The 15,750-nt window shown below is 46.1% G+C and carries 17 protein-coding genes; 11 read left to right on the forward strand and 6 right to left on the reverse strand.

From position 1 onward, the window contains the following. Positions 1-104 precede the first annotated feature (104 nt). Together O8C65_11440 and O8C65_11445 are read right to left on the reverse strand one after the other, a co-directional pair. The gene (locus O8C65_11440) at positions 105-1,445 is read right to left on the reverse strand and encodes an FAD-dependent oxidoreductase (protein ID MCZ7357537.1); all 1,341 of its coding nucleotides are present in this window, start codon (positions 1,443-1,445) and stop codon (positions 105-107) included. A 110-nt stretch (positions 1,446-1,555) separates the two neighbouring features. Then, positions 1,556-2,464 (reverse strand): ATP-dependent protease, encoded by a 909-nt coding sequence (locus O8C65_11445; GenBank protein ID MCZ7357538.1) that lies wholly within the window; start codon positions 2,462-2,464, stop codon positions 1,556-1,558. 83 nt (positions 2,465-2,547) lie between these two features. On the opposite strand from O8C65_11445, the gene O8C65_11450 reads away from it, so the two are divergent. The 7 genes from O8C65_11450 to O8C65_11480 all read left to right on the forward strand — a co-directional run bounded on the left by O8C65_11450 (position 2,548) and on the right by O8C65_11480 (position 7,492). After that, positions 2,548-2,847 (forward strand): hypothetical protein, encoded by a 300-nt coding sequence (locus tag O8C65_11450; GenBank protein ID MCZ7357539.1) that lies wholly within the window; start codon positions 2,548-2,550, stop codon positions 2,845-2,847. A gap of 1 nt (position 2,848) precedes the next feature. After that, positions 2,849-3,592, forward strand: a complete 744-nt coding sequence (locus O8C65_11455; GenBank protein ID MCZ7357540.1) for a biotin/lipoate A/B protein ligase family protein — start codon at positions 2,849-2,851, stop codon at positions 3,590-3,592. Continuing rightward, positions 3,577-4,614: an NAD(P)/FAD-dependent oxidoreductase gene (locus tag O8C65_11460; GenBank protein ID MCZ7357541.1), complete on the forward strand. Its 1,038-nt coding sequence runs from the start codon at positions 3,577-3,579 to the stop codon at positions 4,612-4,614. The genes O8C65_11455 and O8C65_11460 overlap by 16 nt, the downstream gene beginning before the upstream one ends. A gap of 502 nt (positions 4,615-5,116) precedes the next feature. Further along, a complete protein-coding gene (locus tag O8C65_11465; GenBank protein ID MCZ7357542.1) occupies positions 5,117-5,929 on the forward strand; it encodes a flavodoxin family protein in 813 nt (270 codons plus the stop codon). Positions 5,930-6,241: 312 nt separating this feature from the next. Continuing rightward, positions 6,242-6,748, forward strand: coding sequence for a hypothetical protein (locus O8C65_11470; protein ID MCZ7357543.1), 507 nt, complete (start codon positions 6,242-6,244; stop codon positions 6,746-6,748). Between the two features lie 20 nt (positions 6,749-6,768). Further along, positions 6,769-7,023 (forward strand): hypothetical protein, encoded by a 255-nt coding sequence (locus tag O8C65_11475; protein MCZ7357544.1) that lies wholly within the window; start codon positions 6,769-6,771, stop codon positions 7,021-7,023. Positions 7,024-7,057: 34 nt separating this feature from the next. Continuing rightward, positions 7,058-7,492, forward strand: coding sequence for a nucleoside deaminase (locus tag O8C65_11480; GenBank protein ID MCZ7357545.1), 435 nt, complete (start codon positions 7,058-7,060; stop codon positions 7,490-7,492). A 265-nt stretch (positions 7,493-7,757) separates the two neighbouring features. On the opposite strand, the gene O8C65_11485 is transcribed toward O8C65_11480, so the two are convergent. Further along, positions 7,758-8,159, reverse strand: coding sequence for a 30S ribosomal protein S8e (locus tag O8C65_11485; GenBank protein ID MCZ7357546.1), 402 nt, complete (start codon positions 8,157-8,159; stop codon positions 7,758-7,760). A 205-nt stretch (positions 8,160-8,364) separates the two neighbouring features. Between O8C65_11485 and O8C65_11490 the strand changes: the two genes are divergently transcribed. Then, entirely contained in the window at positions 8,365-9,522 is a 1,158-nt protein-coding gene (locus O8C65_11490) for a homocitrate synthase family protein (GenBank protein MCZ7357547.1), read from the forward strand. 18 nt (positions 9,523-9,540) lie between these two features. Here O8C65_11490 and O8C65_11495 read toward each other — a convergent pair whose 3' ends face one another. Next, positions 9,541-10,986, reverse strand: coding sequence for a thiamine pyrophosphate-dependent enzyme (locus O8C65_11495; GenBank protein MCZ7357548.1), 1,446 nt, complete (start codon positions 10,984-10,986; stop codon positions 9,541-9,543). After that, positions 10,983-11,867 carry a DUF1743 domain-containing protein gene (locus O8C65_11500; protein MCZ7357549.1) on the reverse strand — a complete coding sequence of 295 codons (885 nt, stop codon included), beginning with the start codon at positions 11,865-11,867 and terminating at the stop codon, positions 10,983-10,985. Before O8C65_11500 ends, O8C65_11495 begins: the two co-directional genes overlap by 4 nt. Before the next feature lie 55 nt (positions 11,868-11,922). On the opposite strand from O8C65_11500, the gene O8C65_11505 reads away from it, so the two are divergent. Genes O8C65_11505 through O8C65_11515 form a run of 3 tightly spaced genes read left to right on the forward strand, consistent with a single transcriptional unit; the run spans position 11,923 to position 15,470 of the window. Continuing rightward, positions 11,923-13,767: a hypothetical protein gene (locus O8C65_11505; protein ID MCZ7357550.1), complete on the forward strand. Its 1,845-nt coding sequence runs from the start codon at positions 11,923-11,925 to the stop codon at positions 13,765-13,767. 1 nt (position 13,768) lies between these two features. Next, entirely contained in the window at positions 13,769-14,917 is a 1,149-nt protein-coding gene (locus tag O8C65_11510; GenBank protein ID MCZ7357551.1) for a UDP-N-acetylglucosamine--N-acetylmuramyl-(pentapeptide) pyrophosphoryl-undecaprenol N-acetylglucosamine transferase, read from the forward strand. A 25-nt stretch (positions 14,918-14,942) separates the two neighbouring features. Then, positions 14,943-15,470 carry a phosphatase PAP2 family protein gene (locus tag O8C65_11515; GenBank protein ID MCZ7357552.1) on the forward strand — a complete coding sequence of 176 codons (528 nt, stop codon included), beginning with the start codon at positions 14,943-14,945 and terminating at the stop codon, positions 15,468-15,470. Positions 15,471-15,472: 2 nt separating this feature from the next. Here the strand turns inward: O8C65_11515 and O8C65_11520 are convergent, their stop codons facing one another. Continuing rightward, positions 15,473-15,748, reverse strand: a complete 276-nt coding sequence (locus O8C65_11520) for a MoaD family protein (GenBank protein MCZ7357553.1) — start codon at positions 15,746-15,748, stop codon at positions 15,473-15,475. Positions 15,749-15,750 lie beyond the last annotated feature (2 nt).

Consider the following 15,750-nt stretch of genomic DNA (forward strand, 5'->3'; position numbering starts at 1 on the left):
ATTCTAATTGTATTCATTATAGACCTCAATCGATGCATTATTGGCCTGTATGAATGATGTATTTAAAGATGCCTTCCAGCATTATAAAAAAAATAAAAACAGTCTCACCTCCCCTTCTCCAGCTTCCTCACCGCAAAATCCGCCGCCTTGTTCAGTGCATCATAATTCTCCGCCACCATGGGGCAGTAAGCCATCTCGGTCTGGCTGAGAGCATACACATCCATTCCGCATTTTATTGCAATGGATAGCACGTTCACGCGCGCCCCTGCACTCTCGCCTATAACCTGCCCTCCCAGTAACTTGCCGGTCTTTGCATCCGCGATTATTTTGACCGTAATATCTTTTGCGCCGGGATAATACTCTGGCTTGTTCTTTCCTCGTGCCTTTCCCGAGATCACTTTGTATCCTGCGGCCTCAGCGAAGAACTCACTGAAACCTGTTGCTCCCACTTCCATATCACCGATAAGCGAAACATAAGTGGATAGCGCCCCCTCGTATGTATCATACCCGCCTGCGGCATTCGTGCCCGCCACCATCCCCTGCCTGTATGCCGCTGAGGAGAGCTGCATCATCGTTGGCCTGTGGTTTATGAGACTTACGGTCTCGATGCAATCGCCCACGGCGTAGATATCCTTGATATTCGTCTCCATCCTCGCATTCGTCCTGATGCCCCATTTCCCTATCTCGATCCCCGCATTTTTTGCCAGCTCAAAGTTCGCTCTCACACCCGAAGCGAGGATGACCATATCCGTGCCCATAACTTCCTCACCTACTGTAACTGATTCTATAGGAGCGCCGTTTATACTGCTCACGCTTTTATTCATCACCAGTTTTATCCCTTTTCCTGCAAGCGATTCTTCAACTATTTTTGCCATATCCCGGTCAAGTGCGCGGGGCAGGGCATATGAAAGCATCTCGACCACAGTTACATCAAGACCTTTTTTCAACAAAGCGACAGCGATCTCAAGACCTATAGGCCCCGCGCCCACTACCACTGCTTTTTTGGATTCCTCAGCATGCTCCATGATTTTCTGGGCACTCTCAAGGTCGTGAAGCACAAAAACGCCTTTACCGACATTTTCCTGTGCCCCCTTAACCGGTGGGATGAATGGCGCCGCACCTGTTGCTAATATGAGCGAGTCGTATGGGACCGATGCGGTTTCCAGGGTCTTCAGGTTCTTTACTACGACTTTTTTCTCTGCTGTAATTATTGCCTGCGCTTCATGCTCAAGAAGTTTTGTTATTTGTTTATCTGTTGGCAAAGAGAATTTGAGATCATCAAGACTCACGATCCCTTCTATCGCAAAAGGCATACCGCAGGGGGAAAACATCTCGTACGATCTTTTCTCGATAATTGTTATTGAAGCATCAGGGTTCGTTCTCCGTATCGCAAGAGAGGCTGCAAAACCTCCACTTCCAAGACCTAAAATTATTACTTTCGGCATAATTGGTTCATTTCCGGCTGACTTATTATAACCTTCCGATTGCCCATTCGGCAGATCAGACATTAGCAGAGAAGTGGCGGATAAAACAGTTAAACGTCCCGCAGCTTCAGTTATTCAGCGTATTTCAGGACGTCGCTGATCGTTTCGACATATTCCACAGTTATTCCTATGTTTTTCTCTATGTATTCCTTTGCGTCAATTGTTTCCGGTACCTGCTCGATTACGGTTATACCATAATAGTTTCTCCTGCTTTCGGTGTACTGAACGAGCCTGCTATTCCCTTTCGGAAGAAGGATCAAGGTTTTCCCGCTTTCTTTCGCTGCCTTTGCCTTTTCGATAACTCCCCCGATTTCCCCGACTTGACCGTACTGGTCTATCGTACCTGTCAATGTCAAGCTGTTTTGTACCTTCTGGTTCTCAAGGGCTGAGATCACGAGCAGGGTCATCAAAGCGCCCGCGCTTGGCCCGTCCACCTCAGGGATTTCCCCCTGTGCCTCGATGGAGAAGATCATGTCGCTGCCCGAAAGGTCCTTCCCGGTTCTATTCTGTGCTACAAAGACCGCGGTATTGGCTGCATCCTGGAAAACAACGCCCATAAGAGGCCTGGTCTGAACCAGAACCCTTCCTTTCCCCGGCCGTATCTCAACCGAGATATTCATCATGGAACCTTCCTCCACGATAGTCTGCCTCACAAAAGGATAATCATTTACATATTCGACCTTTTGCATCACCGCAGGCGCCTGAAGCTCGGCCGATCCCTGCAATCCGGTGGGAGTATTGTTCAGCCTGCCGTCAAGATACGCTATCCTTTTCCTGTAGAGATCAAGCTGTGATGCGTAGTTCTGGATGGAGAGATTGTCGCTGTGAACCTGCATGCTCAGGTCTGCATTAACCTTTTCAAGCTTGTTTATCCGGTCATTCAGCAGGCTTAGGTCTTTTTGCGCTGGCTGGCTCATGACCAGATAGAAATTTGTCATAATTGATAAAATAAGCAAAACTGTCAGGATCCTGCTTTTCATGAAATACGATTAACGGATTGGATTATAATATTTTCGATTAGGCACCCATTATTTTTTTATACGAACATTGCTTTTTTGATGGCATGAGTAAAATTATACCATCTGATGTGAAAAAAGGGATCCATAAGTCCAGGGGAGGACTCATAAGGTCATTCTTAACAACTGAAAAAGGGATTATCAAGGACATATCTATCTCAGGGGATTTTTTTTTGTTCCCTGAGGAGGCTTTTTTTAAAATTCTAACGGGATTGAAAGGAATTCCTGCTGCGCGTCTGGAGATACAGCGGAGGATCGAAGAGATATACGAGAAAGAGAATATCCAGTCACCGGGTACGACGCCGGCTGATTTCACTGAATCAATAATGAAAGCGCTGGAGGGATGAAATGGAAGAGTGGCGCTTCATTGATTTCGGGCTGGTGGATATACGCGAAATGATGGCAATGGACGAAGCCATATTAAAAGGCAAAGAAGGAAATACCTTCTTTTTCTGGACACCCAGGAAATCCATAATCCTTGGATTCTTCCAGAAGGCAGAGGTGGAATTGAACCTTGATGAGTGCAGGGATTATACAATCACGAGACGGATAAGCGGGGGTGGTATTGCCTTTTCAGATGAGCGGTGCAGGCAGATAAATTACGGCGTAGTAGGGACAATAGACAATGACCACTTCCCGCTTGATATAATAGAATCGTATAAACAGATATGTGGCGTGCTAATTGACACGCTTGTTCATTATGGGCTGAATGCAGCGTTCCGCCCCATTAACGATGTAGTCGTGGACAACAGGAAAATCTCCGGCAACGCCCAGACAAGATGGGAAGGACTGTTGCTCCAGAATGGTACCCTGCTGCTTGATTTTGACATAGAGGAGATGCTTCGGATATCCAATATCCCAAAAGAGAAATTCATTGATAAAAAAATAGCTTCCATAAGGGAAGGGCTCACCTGGCTTGACAGGGAACTCGGGGAAGAACGCGACATGGAAGAAGTGAAGGATGTGATGAAGAAAAAATTCGAGGAATGCTTTGAGGTAAGATTGAAAACCGGGGCTCTCAGCCCCAGAGAAAAGGAACTTACAAATATGCTTCTGTCGAAATATTACTCTCCCGAATGGGTATACCGCTGATGGATTACGATGTCATAATCATAGGTGCGGGGCCGGCCGGGTCAGTTACGGCAACTGCCGTTGCAAAGGCTGGTTATCGCGTACTTGTGCTTGAAAAAAACCAAAAATGCATGTCCCCCTGTGCGGGGTATATCAGCAACACCATTAATCTTGAGTTGCCTGATCCTTCTGTTATCCAGTCAAAAATCACAAAAATGCGCACCTATTCTCCGGATCTCTCTTTTCACGATTTCGATCTGAATGGATTTGTGGTGGACAGACCATCCTTTGACAGGTCACTGGTTGTGCGGGCGGCAGGTGAAGGGGCCGATATCAAATGGGGTTCGCCGCTGACAGTCCTGTCTTGTGGTGTTGTTAAATTTAGTAAAGGAGAAGCAAAAGGAAGAATAATCGTCGGTGCAGATGGTGTTTTTTCAAAAACTGCGGCACTTCTTGGACTGCACAGGCAAAAAGTTGCAGTATGTGCGCAGTACCACTTAAAGGGGACAAAACCAATCCCCAATACTGCCGAGATTTTTTTTAACGCTGATTATGCTCCGGGAGGATACGCATGGGTCTACCCCACCGGGGAAGATTCTGCAAAAGTCGGTGTCGGCACGACCAGTGGCAATCCGCGTAAATACCTGGATGCCTTTGTCAAAGCATCTATCAGATTTGGCGGGAAGAATACGGAGTACATCACAGGCGCCTTGCCGATAAGCGCACTTCGCGAAAAACTCTGTTTTGGAAATATTCTTCTTGTGGGAGACAGCGCTGGCATGTGCGACCCTGTCACGGGTGCTGGCATCAATAATGCGATGATAGCAGGCGAGATTGCGGGAAGAACGATAATATCCGCACTTGAAAACGAGGACCTGACTTTGCTTGATCAGTACGAAGCGAAAATTAGAAGGCTGATGGGGAAGCCTCTTTCAAGAGCGCTTGGAAAAAGGAAAAAGCTAAGTGACTGTAATAATGAGATGTTACAGAAGCATCTGCCGGAGTTGTGGGTGACCTTCCGGCAGTACTGGGAGAATTTATAGGCAAATTTCTTCTGGGAGCATAAGATGGGAGATTTTAACTAAATATATTGAAACTCAGGATGTGCACCATGCAAAAAAACGCTATGTACAGGCCTCCCTTAAGTCCGGGGTTAGAGTAAATTGTAGTTACGTTTATACCAAATTTTTATTCCGTTTTTTGATTTCAATGCCGGCTCTATAGAACCGTTCACATCAAATAGTTATATGAAAATAAGAAATAATAGAGATTGATGCGTCTTATATAGGCCTCGTACATCGTACGGGGTTTGGGGATGACTGCTACTATGGGTTTTCGTGCATCCATAAGAATATCTTGAACCAGAAATCAATCATCGTAATCTATATATAATTCGGATTTCTTAACTTTGATATCTTTAAATTACAAAGTAATTAAAAACTCCGTTTGTGAGATCTATTATGGCAATTTCACCTGAAAATGTTGTGCGACTGCATTCAATAATTCGGGCATATATGTGCTGATCGACTATCGGGAGACAGAGTCATGAAAATAATAGCTATAATGGGGAGCCCCAAGGGAAAGGGTTCTGGCCATAAGATCGTGAAAATGATCGAAGACAGGATGATAGCGATGGGCAACGTGGAATTCGAATACCTCTTCCTTAAGGATGCGAACCTCAAGCTATGCATCGGCTGCTATAATTGCATGGCAAAGGGTGAGGACAAATGCCCGCTCAAGGATGATCGCGCCGCGATAGAGCAAAAATTGCTGGCGGCGGACGGCTTCATTCTTTCATCGCCCGTGTACATGGGCAGCGTCAGCGGGCTCATGAAAAATTTCATCGACCGGTTCGCCTACTTGAGCCATCGGCCTCGATTCCACCGTCAGAAAATGTTGACAGTGGTGAACACGTCAATCACTGGCAAGAAGGGGGCGCTATCGACCCTTAAGATCGCACTGGGATACGATCGAGGCGCCCGGATCGTCCATGAGCTTGCGATAGCGACACCCCCGTGGCCGCAAACAGAACGCGCGGTCGCCGAGAAGGAACGGGCCATCGATGTTGCAGCCAAAAAGTTCTACCTGACCTGTCTGGACACATCTCTACCATTGCCGACGTTTAATAGCTATATGGACTTTCTCATGATGCAAAAGTTCAGCCTTGAATGCCGGCAATATCTACCAGCGGACTATATGTTTTATAATGGTAAGGTCTACTATTTTGATACGAAGGTAAATCCGATCAAGGCGGCTGCGGCAAAGGCCATCGTTGAAATCACTGTGTATATGATGAAGGACATGGGCCCGGGTAATGTCTCATGGCCTGTGACTAAGAAGGAAGAAAAATTCCATTAAACCAAAAGATTTGGGGCGCCTCGAAATTTTATGCCTGATTTATCATTCGCTCCACAACTTCATCATAAATATTTCAAAATTGTCAGGCATAATCCTAAGGCAATTCAACTTTGCTTTCTCCACAGTCGATTATATGATAAAACATAATACAAAGTTTTATTAACCAATAATATGAATTAATTAATTAAGGGATGAGGTTCGCTTGGAACCCATATAATAGTGGTGTAAATGAATATTGGGGGAGATCAGAAACAAAAATCATTGTATTTTTACCTGATAATTTTAGTAATAATTATTATAATAAACTCGCTCTTGGCTCGTTTTGCCGTATTGACATGGCAGATTGCCCCTGGGATCTCTGGATTATATTTTGCAGTTGCTTTTATGATCGCCTTTACGCTATGGTTCGGGATTTGGGGTGCAATAGCAGCATATATTGGATGTTTTATAGGCGCAGGGATGACTGCGGGTCTGCCACCCGGCTTCAATGTCTATTGGTCATTAGCGGATCTCTGGCAGGTTTTGATACCATTGATAGCTTTCAAGACATTAGGTGCTGATGCGGGTCTTAGAACGAAAAGGGATTTTTTAGTATTCCTGATCTTTGGCCTTGTGTTAAATAATCTTGTGGGGGCTGGTTGGGGTGCAGGTACTCTCGCCGTTGGTGGGATTATTTCATGGAATAATACCCCGGATGAATTCATCGGTTGGCTTATAGGCAATCTAATAGTAACGATTGCAGTCACTCCATTGCTGCTCAGATACATTACGCCTCTCATTAAAAAATCGGGAGTATATGTTAGAAATTATTGGATTTAAACAAAAGGAGGTGATGAGAAATGGTATTCATATGGGATCCGATCACTGCAGTAAATTTGGTGCTCAGCGTCATAGTACTGGTCTTAGGCTATTGGGGCTATAAAAAGAGCAACGATAAGGTGCCTCTTTATGTTGGTATAGCCTTCGGGCTCTTTGGCGTCTCGCATATTGCAACACTTCTCGACTTTAAACAAAGTTTAGTGTTGATAATAATCAGAACGCTTGCCTATCTGATAGTTATATACGCCGTCTACACAGTAGCGTTTAAACGATAAACAAACTCTGGCAAATATCAAAGAGAAGTTAATTATGGATGTCTACATTGAAGCAGCTATTGAAGAGGCAAAAAAGGGATTAAATGAGGGGGGGATTCCAATCGGTTCTATCCTCGTGAAGGATGGGAAGATTGCAGGGAGAGGACATAACAGGCGTGTTCAGGATAATGATCCGATTATGCATGCAGAAATTGATTGCCTCCGTAATGCCGGAAGAATTGGCAGGTACAACGGGACTATTCTTTATTCCACATTGATGCCCTGTTATCTTTGCGCCGGAGCGATTGTCCAGTTTGGGATCAAGAAAGTTATTGTGGGAGAATCTGAGACCTTCGCAGGCGCCAGGGAATTTATGGAATCGCATGGGGTTCTTGTCATCGATTTGAACAATGATGAATGCAAGCAATTGATGAGCGGGTTCATACGGAACCATCCTCTGCTGTGGAATGAAGATATCGGAAAACTTTGAGCTATTAAAGCCGCTAAGCTAAAAAACTAATTCAAACCCTCAAAAGTTTTTAGCTTGAGTTCGTATTAGTTCGTTGTTAATGAAACCTGTTGAGACAGGCACAGTTTTACAACGTACACTTACCTTTATATTTCAAACCCAAACGGAGCGAAAGTATTCAATATCCAATCAAGCAATATTAAAAAAGATGGTTGCTTAAGCTGCACAGCAGACCAACTGCAGATGCTACGAAGCCAGAACCATGTTCCTTTTAGGCCGTTGTCAGTTAAGCAGTACTGGGAAAAGCAGTACCGGGAATAAGTACTGCGTTTATGCTGCCTTCCTGTCCGGGCCTGTTGGTAACGCGCGCCGTGCCAAGTTCTGTCTTGATGATCGCGCCCTTTGTCACAATGTTACGCCTGACATAGTGTGAATTTGCAGGGTTTCCCGAAACCGTCTCTATCTTTGCTTTCCTGGAGGTCTTTGTCTTAGGGTCCATGACTATTGCTGTGCTATCCCGGAGGAGTCGGATTTTCTCCCTGCCTCCCAGAGTCTTGACTGTTTTCCGGTTGGTTTCGCCAAGATGTGTGTTTGCCTCTTCGCCGCCGAGTTCATACCTTCTCTTGCCTCTTGCCCTGATAATTCTACCGCTTGTGTATTTACGTGTTGATTTGCCTTGCCATCTCATATTATTAATCCTCTTTTATCATTATCTATGTTAATAATTTTTCTCACAGACGCTTTAATGTAATAAAAACTTTCGCTCTGGAAGATTCATGAAGATGTCGGGTTATAAATAAACGAGAAAAATAATCCGGAATTCCAGTCGGGCACCCTGATAAAATGCAAAGATATAAGTAATGAATAAACATGTTTATTGAACCCTGATAAATATGGCCGAATATTCAAAGAACAGCTTTATGCAGTTCATAAATCCAAAACCAAAAGATATTGAGATATGCGATGTCACTCTAAGGGACGGGGAGCAAACACCTGGCGTGGTCTTCACACGGGAAGAGAAAATCGCGATCGCGGAAAAACTTGATAGCATTGGGGTCGAGGTAATTGAAGCCGGATTCCCTGTGGTCTCAGACACCGAGGAAGCCATAGTGAGGGAGATCGCTCATCTCGGGCTCGATGCCAGGGTATGCTGCCTTGCCCGTTCGGTGGCAAAGGACGTGGATGTTGCGCTGCGCTGCGACGTGGATTTTGTCAGTATCTTTATCGCAACCTCTGATTTGCATCTCAAATACAAGTATCATAAGACCTTCGAAGAAGCCGAATCCTGCGCCCTTGACGTTCTGGACTACGCCAAGGACCATGGGCTTACGGTGAGGTTCGCTGCCGAGGATGCAACACGTACCGATATCGAGACTTTGAAAAACATATTTAAAGCGGCGGAAGAACATGGCGCGGATTATGTCAGCATCGCGGATACGGTTGGGATACTGAATCCCAGCACTGCATTCTATCTTGTCAATGAGATCAAGAAAACCGTGAAAACTAAAGTATGCATCCACTGTCACAATGATCTCGGGATGGCCGTCGCTAATACCATAAGCGGGGCCGAAGCAGGAGCTTTCCAGCTCCATACCACAGTCAACGGGATCGGGGAGAGATGCGGGAATGCCTCGCTTGAGGAACTTCTCGTCGCATTGCGTGTGCAGTACGGCATCGAGAGGTATGATGTAAGCCAGCTCATGGAACTTTCCAGGCTTGTGGAACAATATTCCGGTCTCCCGATACCCAAGACGAAGCCCATTGTTGGAGCCAATGCCTTCTCTCACGAATCGGGAATCCATGTTGCTGCGGTTCTTGAGAATCCGATGACCTACGAGTTGTTCCTTCCGGAAATGGTAGGAGCGAAAAGGGAAATAATAATTGGCAAGCATACTGGAGGCAAGGCATTAAAGGGCGTACTCCAGAAAATGGGTTATGATCTTACGCGCGAGCAGATGTGCACAATTCTGGATAGGGTTAAGAAATGCAGTGAGGCAAAGAAAAAAGTTACATGCGATAGATTGACTGAGTTCGTAAAGGAACTTGATTGATCATAAGATATTTCCGTATCAGTACCTTGGGCACCTTGCCCTTGCAAGAATTACGGATATTCCTTTCTTATCGAGCTTTTTCTCCAATAGATTTTTAATATCCATATACATCTGCGGGTCTATTATCTCAGTATCCTTGACCAGAGACCTGACAAGTTCGGTGAGATCGGGTACATCCTGGCCCCCGGTCATGGCAGAGATCTGGTTCTGCAGCACTATTACAACCACTTCATGTCTGTTGTGAACCGCATTGATCAGCCCCGAAATCCCTGAATGCGCAAGCCCGAAATCACCCGCTATCGCTATCCCTTTCCTGTTGAACCCTGAGGCTGTGCCTATCGAAGAACCCAAGGAGAATGCAGCATCAAGGAGGGATAGTGGAGGAACGGAAGCCAGTATTGAGCACCCGAGGTCTCCCGCCACGGGCACATTCAACTCTTTTACTGCATTGTAAAGGGGCAAATACGGGCAATCATCACATAAAGGGCGTGCGCCGCGTTCCTCTATGGTCTGTGGTGCAATATCGCGTGAGATCTTGTTTTCATTGATACCTCTAATCGCCTTTTGAATATCCTCAACTTCGACCATGCCGAAAGGCATGTGTCCTGTAAGCTTTCCGAGCACCCTTTTTGAAAGCTGTCTCTCAATGACAGGTTCTGTCTCTTCCACTACCAGGACGCGTTCATGGTCCCCTATGAATCGATTTATCAGATCCAGAGGAAAGGGATTTGTTACAGTGAGTGCAAGGTGGGAATAATCATCTGGAAGGATGCGATCTACAAGTGTTGAAGGAAAACCCGCTGAAATTATTCCATTCCTGCCTCTATCCTCGCATGTATTTAATTTTGAGCTTTCTGCATACCTGCACATCTCCGGATAAGATTCGGAGTGAAAGCGCTGGTGCTTGCCCAGCATGGTAAAGAGCCATATATTTCTGTCAAGGGACTTTGCCCGGGGTGTGCCTCTGCTTTTTCTTACGACATCGCTCTCGCTTTTCAGTAACCTGTCCGTGACCCTGATTATCACGGGAGTACTCACTTTTTCTGATAATCCAAAAGCCTCTTTGATACTCAGGTAAAGTGCCTGTGGAGTTGATGGGTCAAAAACAGGGACTTCCGCTATTAATCCGTAGAACCGCGAATCCTGCTCATTCTGGGATTTCTGAACTCCCGCGTCATCCCCTGCAATTATCACCACCCCGGCACCTATGGTATGCGTTGCAGAGGTCACGAGCGGGTCGGCCAGGATATTCATACCCACATGCTTTGTGATAACTGCGCCGCGCTCTCCGCATACCGATGAGCCCAGCGCGATTTCAAGAGCTACCTTTTCATTGACACACCATTCATGCCTGATCTTCCCCATTTTTTCCATCAGTTCAGTTATCGGAAAACCGGGAACACCTGTCACAATTTTAACATCGCTATCAAGAAGACCCAGGGCTGCAGCATCAATCCCCTTCATAAAGCCACCGATTCATCGTTCCGCGAGAACCAGGGAAGAGCTGCAAGAGCACCGATGATGCCTTTCCCCCCGATGCAGATCTCAACACCGCTCTCCCTGGCGGTCTTTATTGTGAGTTCCTTTGTAATCATGCCGCTCCTGCAAAGTCTGCTGTATTCCGCAAGTGAAGACGCATCGAAGTCCGCCAGCGCTACCATGCCCGTTTCGCTGGATACGCTATATTCTTCAAGACCTTCCTTTATTTTCTCGATCAAGCTTTTTTTTGCACCATCCATGCATGCGAATTCAAGCACCGTCGCGACGCAGTTCTGGGTCTTATCAGGCACGGGGTAAAGCTGGACAAGGGTATGCGAGATATATTTACTCTCAATTGAATCCACAGCCGCTGCGATATTATGAGCAAGCGTCCATGTCGCTCCCACCTCTTTTGAGTCCGTGTTATCAATTCCCACAAGCACTCTCTCTCTTCTTGGGACTATGATCGTGCCGCTTGCGCGCTTTCCTCCCCCTGATTCCGAAACCCGGCAGCGCAGGACGCCGTTCGCGAATGCTCTGCACGTCGTTGCTCCAACCCCGCCGCCTCCTAGGCCGCTGTACGTTATCTCGATTTCATTATCATTTATGACAACGGACTCAATGCCAGCCGCTGCCACGGAAGAGCGCAGGTCAAGATCTGAATTCCCGCATCTTACAAGATAGCGCATCATGTCTCCTACCGCCCTACTCTTAATAACAAGAGGGCTTTTGGAGTAATGGTAGAGCGCCCAGGCCGAGCCGCCGTAGCAGCTTGAATGTTCCATTATTTCCACATATTCATGTCTGCGGTCCGCCACTGCGTAAATACCCTTATAAACGATGTTGTATGGGTCAGATAGATACATATTTACAGTGGTTTTAAGTATTCTATCCCATATATGAGTATCTGGGTTAATTAAAATGTTCAACAAATTCATTATAATGATTGCCCTGATTTTAGTGACTGCAGGGGGCGCTCAAGCCCTTGATGGCGGAGTTAGCGTTCCTCTCGTGGCGGATAGCAGCACAGCAGAAGGTGATACCGGCATTCTACTGGGGGCACAGGTCATAGTCACAAACGGGACAGGTCATGTTTTTGTGGATACAAGCCCATATACCCAGGTCGACCTGCAGGGCTCAGCAAGGATTGCAGCCATGGTGGCTTCTGATGTGCTGGGAATTGACCAGAGAGCTTATGATTTTTATTATATCATCGATATAAGTTCACCCATTATTGGGGGACCATCGGCCGGGGGGGCATTGACCGTGGCTACGATAGCAGCTTTAAAAAACTGGACATTAAAACCTGGTGTTGTCATGACAGGTATGATAGACCCTGATGAGTCCATCGGGCCTGTGGGAGGGATTCCTTTCAAACTTGAAGCTGCGGCAGCCAAAAACACCACACTGTTCCTTGTTCCACAGGGGCAAAGCACCGTAACTGTAACAAAAATCGTTCGCCGAGCAAAAGGGCCGATCATAGTTTCGCAGACCCAGGAGGAAACAGTGGACGTAGTGGACCTTGGAAAGAAACTGAACGTAACAGTGAAAGAGGTGGGAACAATACAGGATGCCGTATTTGTTTTTACTGGCCATGAAATAATCAAACCCGAGTTCAAAGGGAATGTTCTGACCTCGAATTATATTGATCTGCTTGAACCGCTGGCTACCAGGCTGAAAAAAGAATCATCCGATTGGTATGGAGAACTGGCTGGCGCATTGCCGAAAAATCAGTTCCTTGACCAGGCAAAAGACATCCTTGGCAGGGCAGATACGATGTATAAAGACCAGAAATACTACGCAGCTACCTCTTTATATTTTAATTCAATGATCAATATGCGTTTTGTGCAGTGGGATGACGGTTATGGCAAAGCCGTTGATAAAGAACAATATCTTACCGATCTGATAAATAAGGTCGAAACGCAGATACAACTTTCAGAAAAAGATCTTGACGCCTTCAAATCGTATGGCGTAAGCGATGTTGAAGCTGTGGGTGCAGCGGAATCCAGGATAACCACAGCGAGGGCCAGACTCGATGAGGCAAAAAAACTCAATAATAGCGAGGATAAGATCATGTCGCTTGCTTTCGCAAATGAAAGGGCAAGAACTGCACAGTGGTGGCTCACGCTTGCATCGCCGGGTGATACAACAATACCTGAAAATATTTTAAAAGCCCGCGCTGGATGGTACTTGAGCCAGGCACAGTCAATTAACACTTACATCCAGGCGCTGCTGGCAGATTCTGGAGCGCATGCCGGGATCACGGGTGTTGCAGACGAGGATATAAACCAGGCGCAGACAGAGTTACAGAAGGGATATTATTCAGGTGCTATCTTTGATTCACTTCAGGCAACCGTGAAGGCAAGCACGACCATAGGGTTATTCGGCGATGTGGATACTTCGTCAAAGACCAATAAGAGCGCGGATGCAGCAAAATCGCAAATCAACGAAGCCCGGTTGGGCGGGATCGAACCTACGTTAGCGGTAAGCGCGTATGAATACGCCGGTACACTGACCACTCCATTCGAAGAGATCTCCCAATATTCATACGCAAGAATGGTGGCCAAGACATCACTTGTACTTAACTCCTATGCCGTACCTGCCGCAGGAAAACCAGTAAAGCCCACAGTTACTCCTTTTGTATATGAGGCAATACCGTCAGCAACACCTGCTGCAACGAACCAAACCGCAAAAAAAGTGCCGGCTCTGGAAGCTATCGCAGCAATCGCCGTCATATTGGTTGTAAGGCGTTTGAACAGAAGCTAATATGGCTCACAGGATCTATTTTTCAGTATGCGGGGAAGGATACGGGCATTCAAGCCGGGACATGGCAATCGCAGATGTGCTCGCCCGGTCCGGAGCTGATGTTCTAATGGGAAGCTACGGATATGTTCTGGAACGTTTAAATAAAAATTTCAGGGTCGTTGAGGTGGAGAGGGAGTTCGAAATGATCGGGGACAAGGGTGCATTTGACCTTAAAGCCACCATATTCCGAAGTAAAAATACTGCGCTTCATTTCTCGAGACTAATTTCCCAGGAAAAAGAAAGGATGGAGGATTTTAATGCCACGTGTGTTGTGGCAGATGGCAGATGTGCCGCGGTTTTTGCTGCTTTCAAGCTCGGTCTACCGTGTGTTATTATTTCCAATCAGACAAGCGTTGAGCCTTTTTTCAGGGAATGCAGCTTTTTTATCCGCCTTCTCGGAAAACCCGTGGAACTGACGCTAAAGACCATGTCCACGCTTGCCGATAACACGCTAATCCCGGATTTTCCCCCTCCCCATACCATATGTCTCAATACCTTGAGCAGAAAAAAGCATATAAAGAAAAAACAGCGGTTTACCGGACCCTTGGTCGCAGAAAGCTTTTACAATGGAAACCATAATGAAAAGGTTGATGTCGAAACCCCTTTTGTATTAACCCTTCTGGGGGGACACTCATTCCGGTTCCCCATCTTTGAGGGGATCTTGAAAATCGCGGACAGGTTTCCCGGCATCAATTTCCTTATTTTTACAAAATTCGAGAGCGATTCTGTACCCAAAAACGTCAAAGTTTCTAAGTTCGCTTTCGATATTTCTTCATATATGCAGGCCGCAGAGATTATAATAACGCAGGCAGGGCACAGTACGGCCATGGAGATACTCGCGCTTGGAAAACCAGCCCTCATAATCCCGGATAAAGGACAGATAGAACAGGAGAGTAACGCGCGGCGGATGAAGGAACTCGGGGTAGCCGAAACTCTGGACTATGCGTCCCTTGATCCCGAGTCGCTTTATGAAAAAATCGATATATTGCTGAATGACCCCGGGTTCAAGACGAGAGCTAAGGAGTATTCAGAGCTTGCAAAAAAAATGAATGGACCTCAAAAAGCAACAGATCTGATCCTTGAATTATCAGAAAGCATACAATGCTATTAGGTCAATGATGAGCTTCCTGACATACATGGAATCGCTGGACCACACGATTTTCCTTGATATCAATCATGGCATCACAAATCCTGTTTTTGATGTTTTTTTTCCGACCTTGAGGGATCTCACGTATGTTTTCTGGTTTACCCTGATCGTGTATTTTCTGCTCAAAAAAGAAAGAAAACTGGCTTTACTTATCACAATTGGGATTATTGCCGGTGCCGTTCTAACATATCCGGTAAAATTTCTCATTGACAGGGCAAGACCCTACGATCAAATAGAGACCGCAAGGGTTCTGACACCGCTTGAACACGATCCCTCATTCCCTTCAGGACATACTGAAATGAGTTTCCTTGCAGCCACGGTCGTTTCCAGGTTCCATCCCGAGTACAGCAAATACCTGTATGCATTTTCAATTATTGTTGCTTTGAGCAGGATCTATGTGGGTGTACACTTCCCGGGGGATGTTATAGGCGGTGTGATAATTGGAATAATTGTTGGTAAACTAATCATAACGCTGGCGCAAAAAAAGAAGAATATTTTCTGGGAGGAAGAGAATTAAAATTATCCCCCGCTGACAGCGGGGAGGATTGATATCTCGTCCGCGCCTTTCACGGCGCTGTCAAGCCCTTTCAGGTGCCTTATATCCTCGCCGTTCACATACAGGTTGACAAAGCGCCTTACTTCGCCTTTCTCAAGGATACGACGTTCAAAGTCCGGGCCGAATTGCTGAATAAGTTTATCCAGCACTGCTTTTACTGTCGTATCGCCTAAGTCAAGGATCGTTTCGCGGGCATGGGTCACATTGCTCAATGCAGAAGAAAATCTTATTTTTACCATTT

This window comes from Candidatus Methanoperedens sp. (assembly GCA_027460535.1).
In the GTDB taxonomy this organism is placed as follows: domain Archaea; phylum Halobacteriota; class Methanosarcinia; order Methanosarcinales; family Methanoperedenaceae; genus Methanoperedens.

Bases quoted from the DNA above. Each gene is read 5' to 3' on its own strand.
- O8C65_11465 (MCZ7357542.1), top strand. From the start codon at position 5,117: ATGAAAATAATAGCTATAATGGGGAGCCCCAAGGGAAAGGGTTCTGGC.
- O8C65_11490 (MCZ7357547.1), top strand. From the start codon at position 8,365: ATGGCCGAATATTCAAAGAACAGCTTTATGCAGTTCATAAATCCAAAA.
- O8C65_11445 (MCZ7357538.1), bottom strand. From the start codon at position 2,464: ATGAAAAGCAGGATCCTGACAGTTTTGCTTATTTTATCAATTATGACA.
- O8C65_11510 (MCZ7357551.1), top strand. From the start codon at position 13,769: ATGGCTCACAGGATCTATTTTTCAGTATGCGGGGAAGGATACGGGCAT.
- O8C65_11460 (MCZ7357541.1), top strand. From the start codon at position 3,577: ATGGGTATACCGCTGATGGATTACGATGTCATAATCATAGGTGCGGGG.
- O8C65_11495 (MCZ7357548.1), bottom strand. From the start codon at position 10,986: ATGAAGGGGATTGATGCTGCAGCCCTGGGTCTTCTTGATAGCGATGTT.
- O8C65_11455 (MCZ7357540.1), top strand. From the start codon at position 2,849: ATGGAAGAGTGGCGCTTCATTGATTTCGGGCTGGTGGATATACGCGAA.
- O8C65_11515 (MCZ7357552.1), top strand. From the start codon at position 14,943: ATGGAATCGCTGGACCACACGATTTTCCTTGATATCAATCATGGCATC.
- O8C65_11500 (MCZ7357549.1), bottom strand. From the start codon at position 11,867: ATGTATCTATCTGACCCATACAACATCGTTTATAAGGGTATTTACGCA.
- O8C65_11440 (MCZ7357537.1), bottom strand. From the start codon at position 1,445: ATGCCGAAAGTAATAATTTTAGGTCTTGGAAGTGGAGGTTTTGCAGCC.
- O8C65_11475 (MCZ7357544.1), top strand. From the start codon at position 6,769: ATGGTATTCATATGGGATCCGATCACTGCAGTAAATTTGGTGCTCAGC.
- O8C65_11485 (MCZ7357546.1), bottom strand. From the start codon at position 8,159: ATGAGATGGCAAGGCAAATCAACACGTAAATACACAAGCGGTAGAATT.
- O8C65_11450 (MCZ7357539.1), top strand. From the start codon at position 2,548: ATGAGTAAAATTATACCATCTGATGTGAAAAAAGGGATCCATAAGTCC.
- O8C65_11520 (MCZ7357553.1), bottom strand. From the start codon at position 15,748: ATGGTAAAAATAAGATTTTCTTCTGCATTGAGCAATGTGACCCATGCC.
- O8C65_11505 (MCZ7357550.1), top strand. From the start codon at position 11,923: ATGTTCAACAAATTCATTATAATGATTGCCCTGATTTTAGTGACTGCA.
- O8C65_11480 (MCZ7357545.1), top strand. From the start codon at position 7,058: ATGGATGTCTACATTGAAGCAGCTATTGAAGAGGCAAAAAAGGGATTA.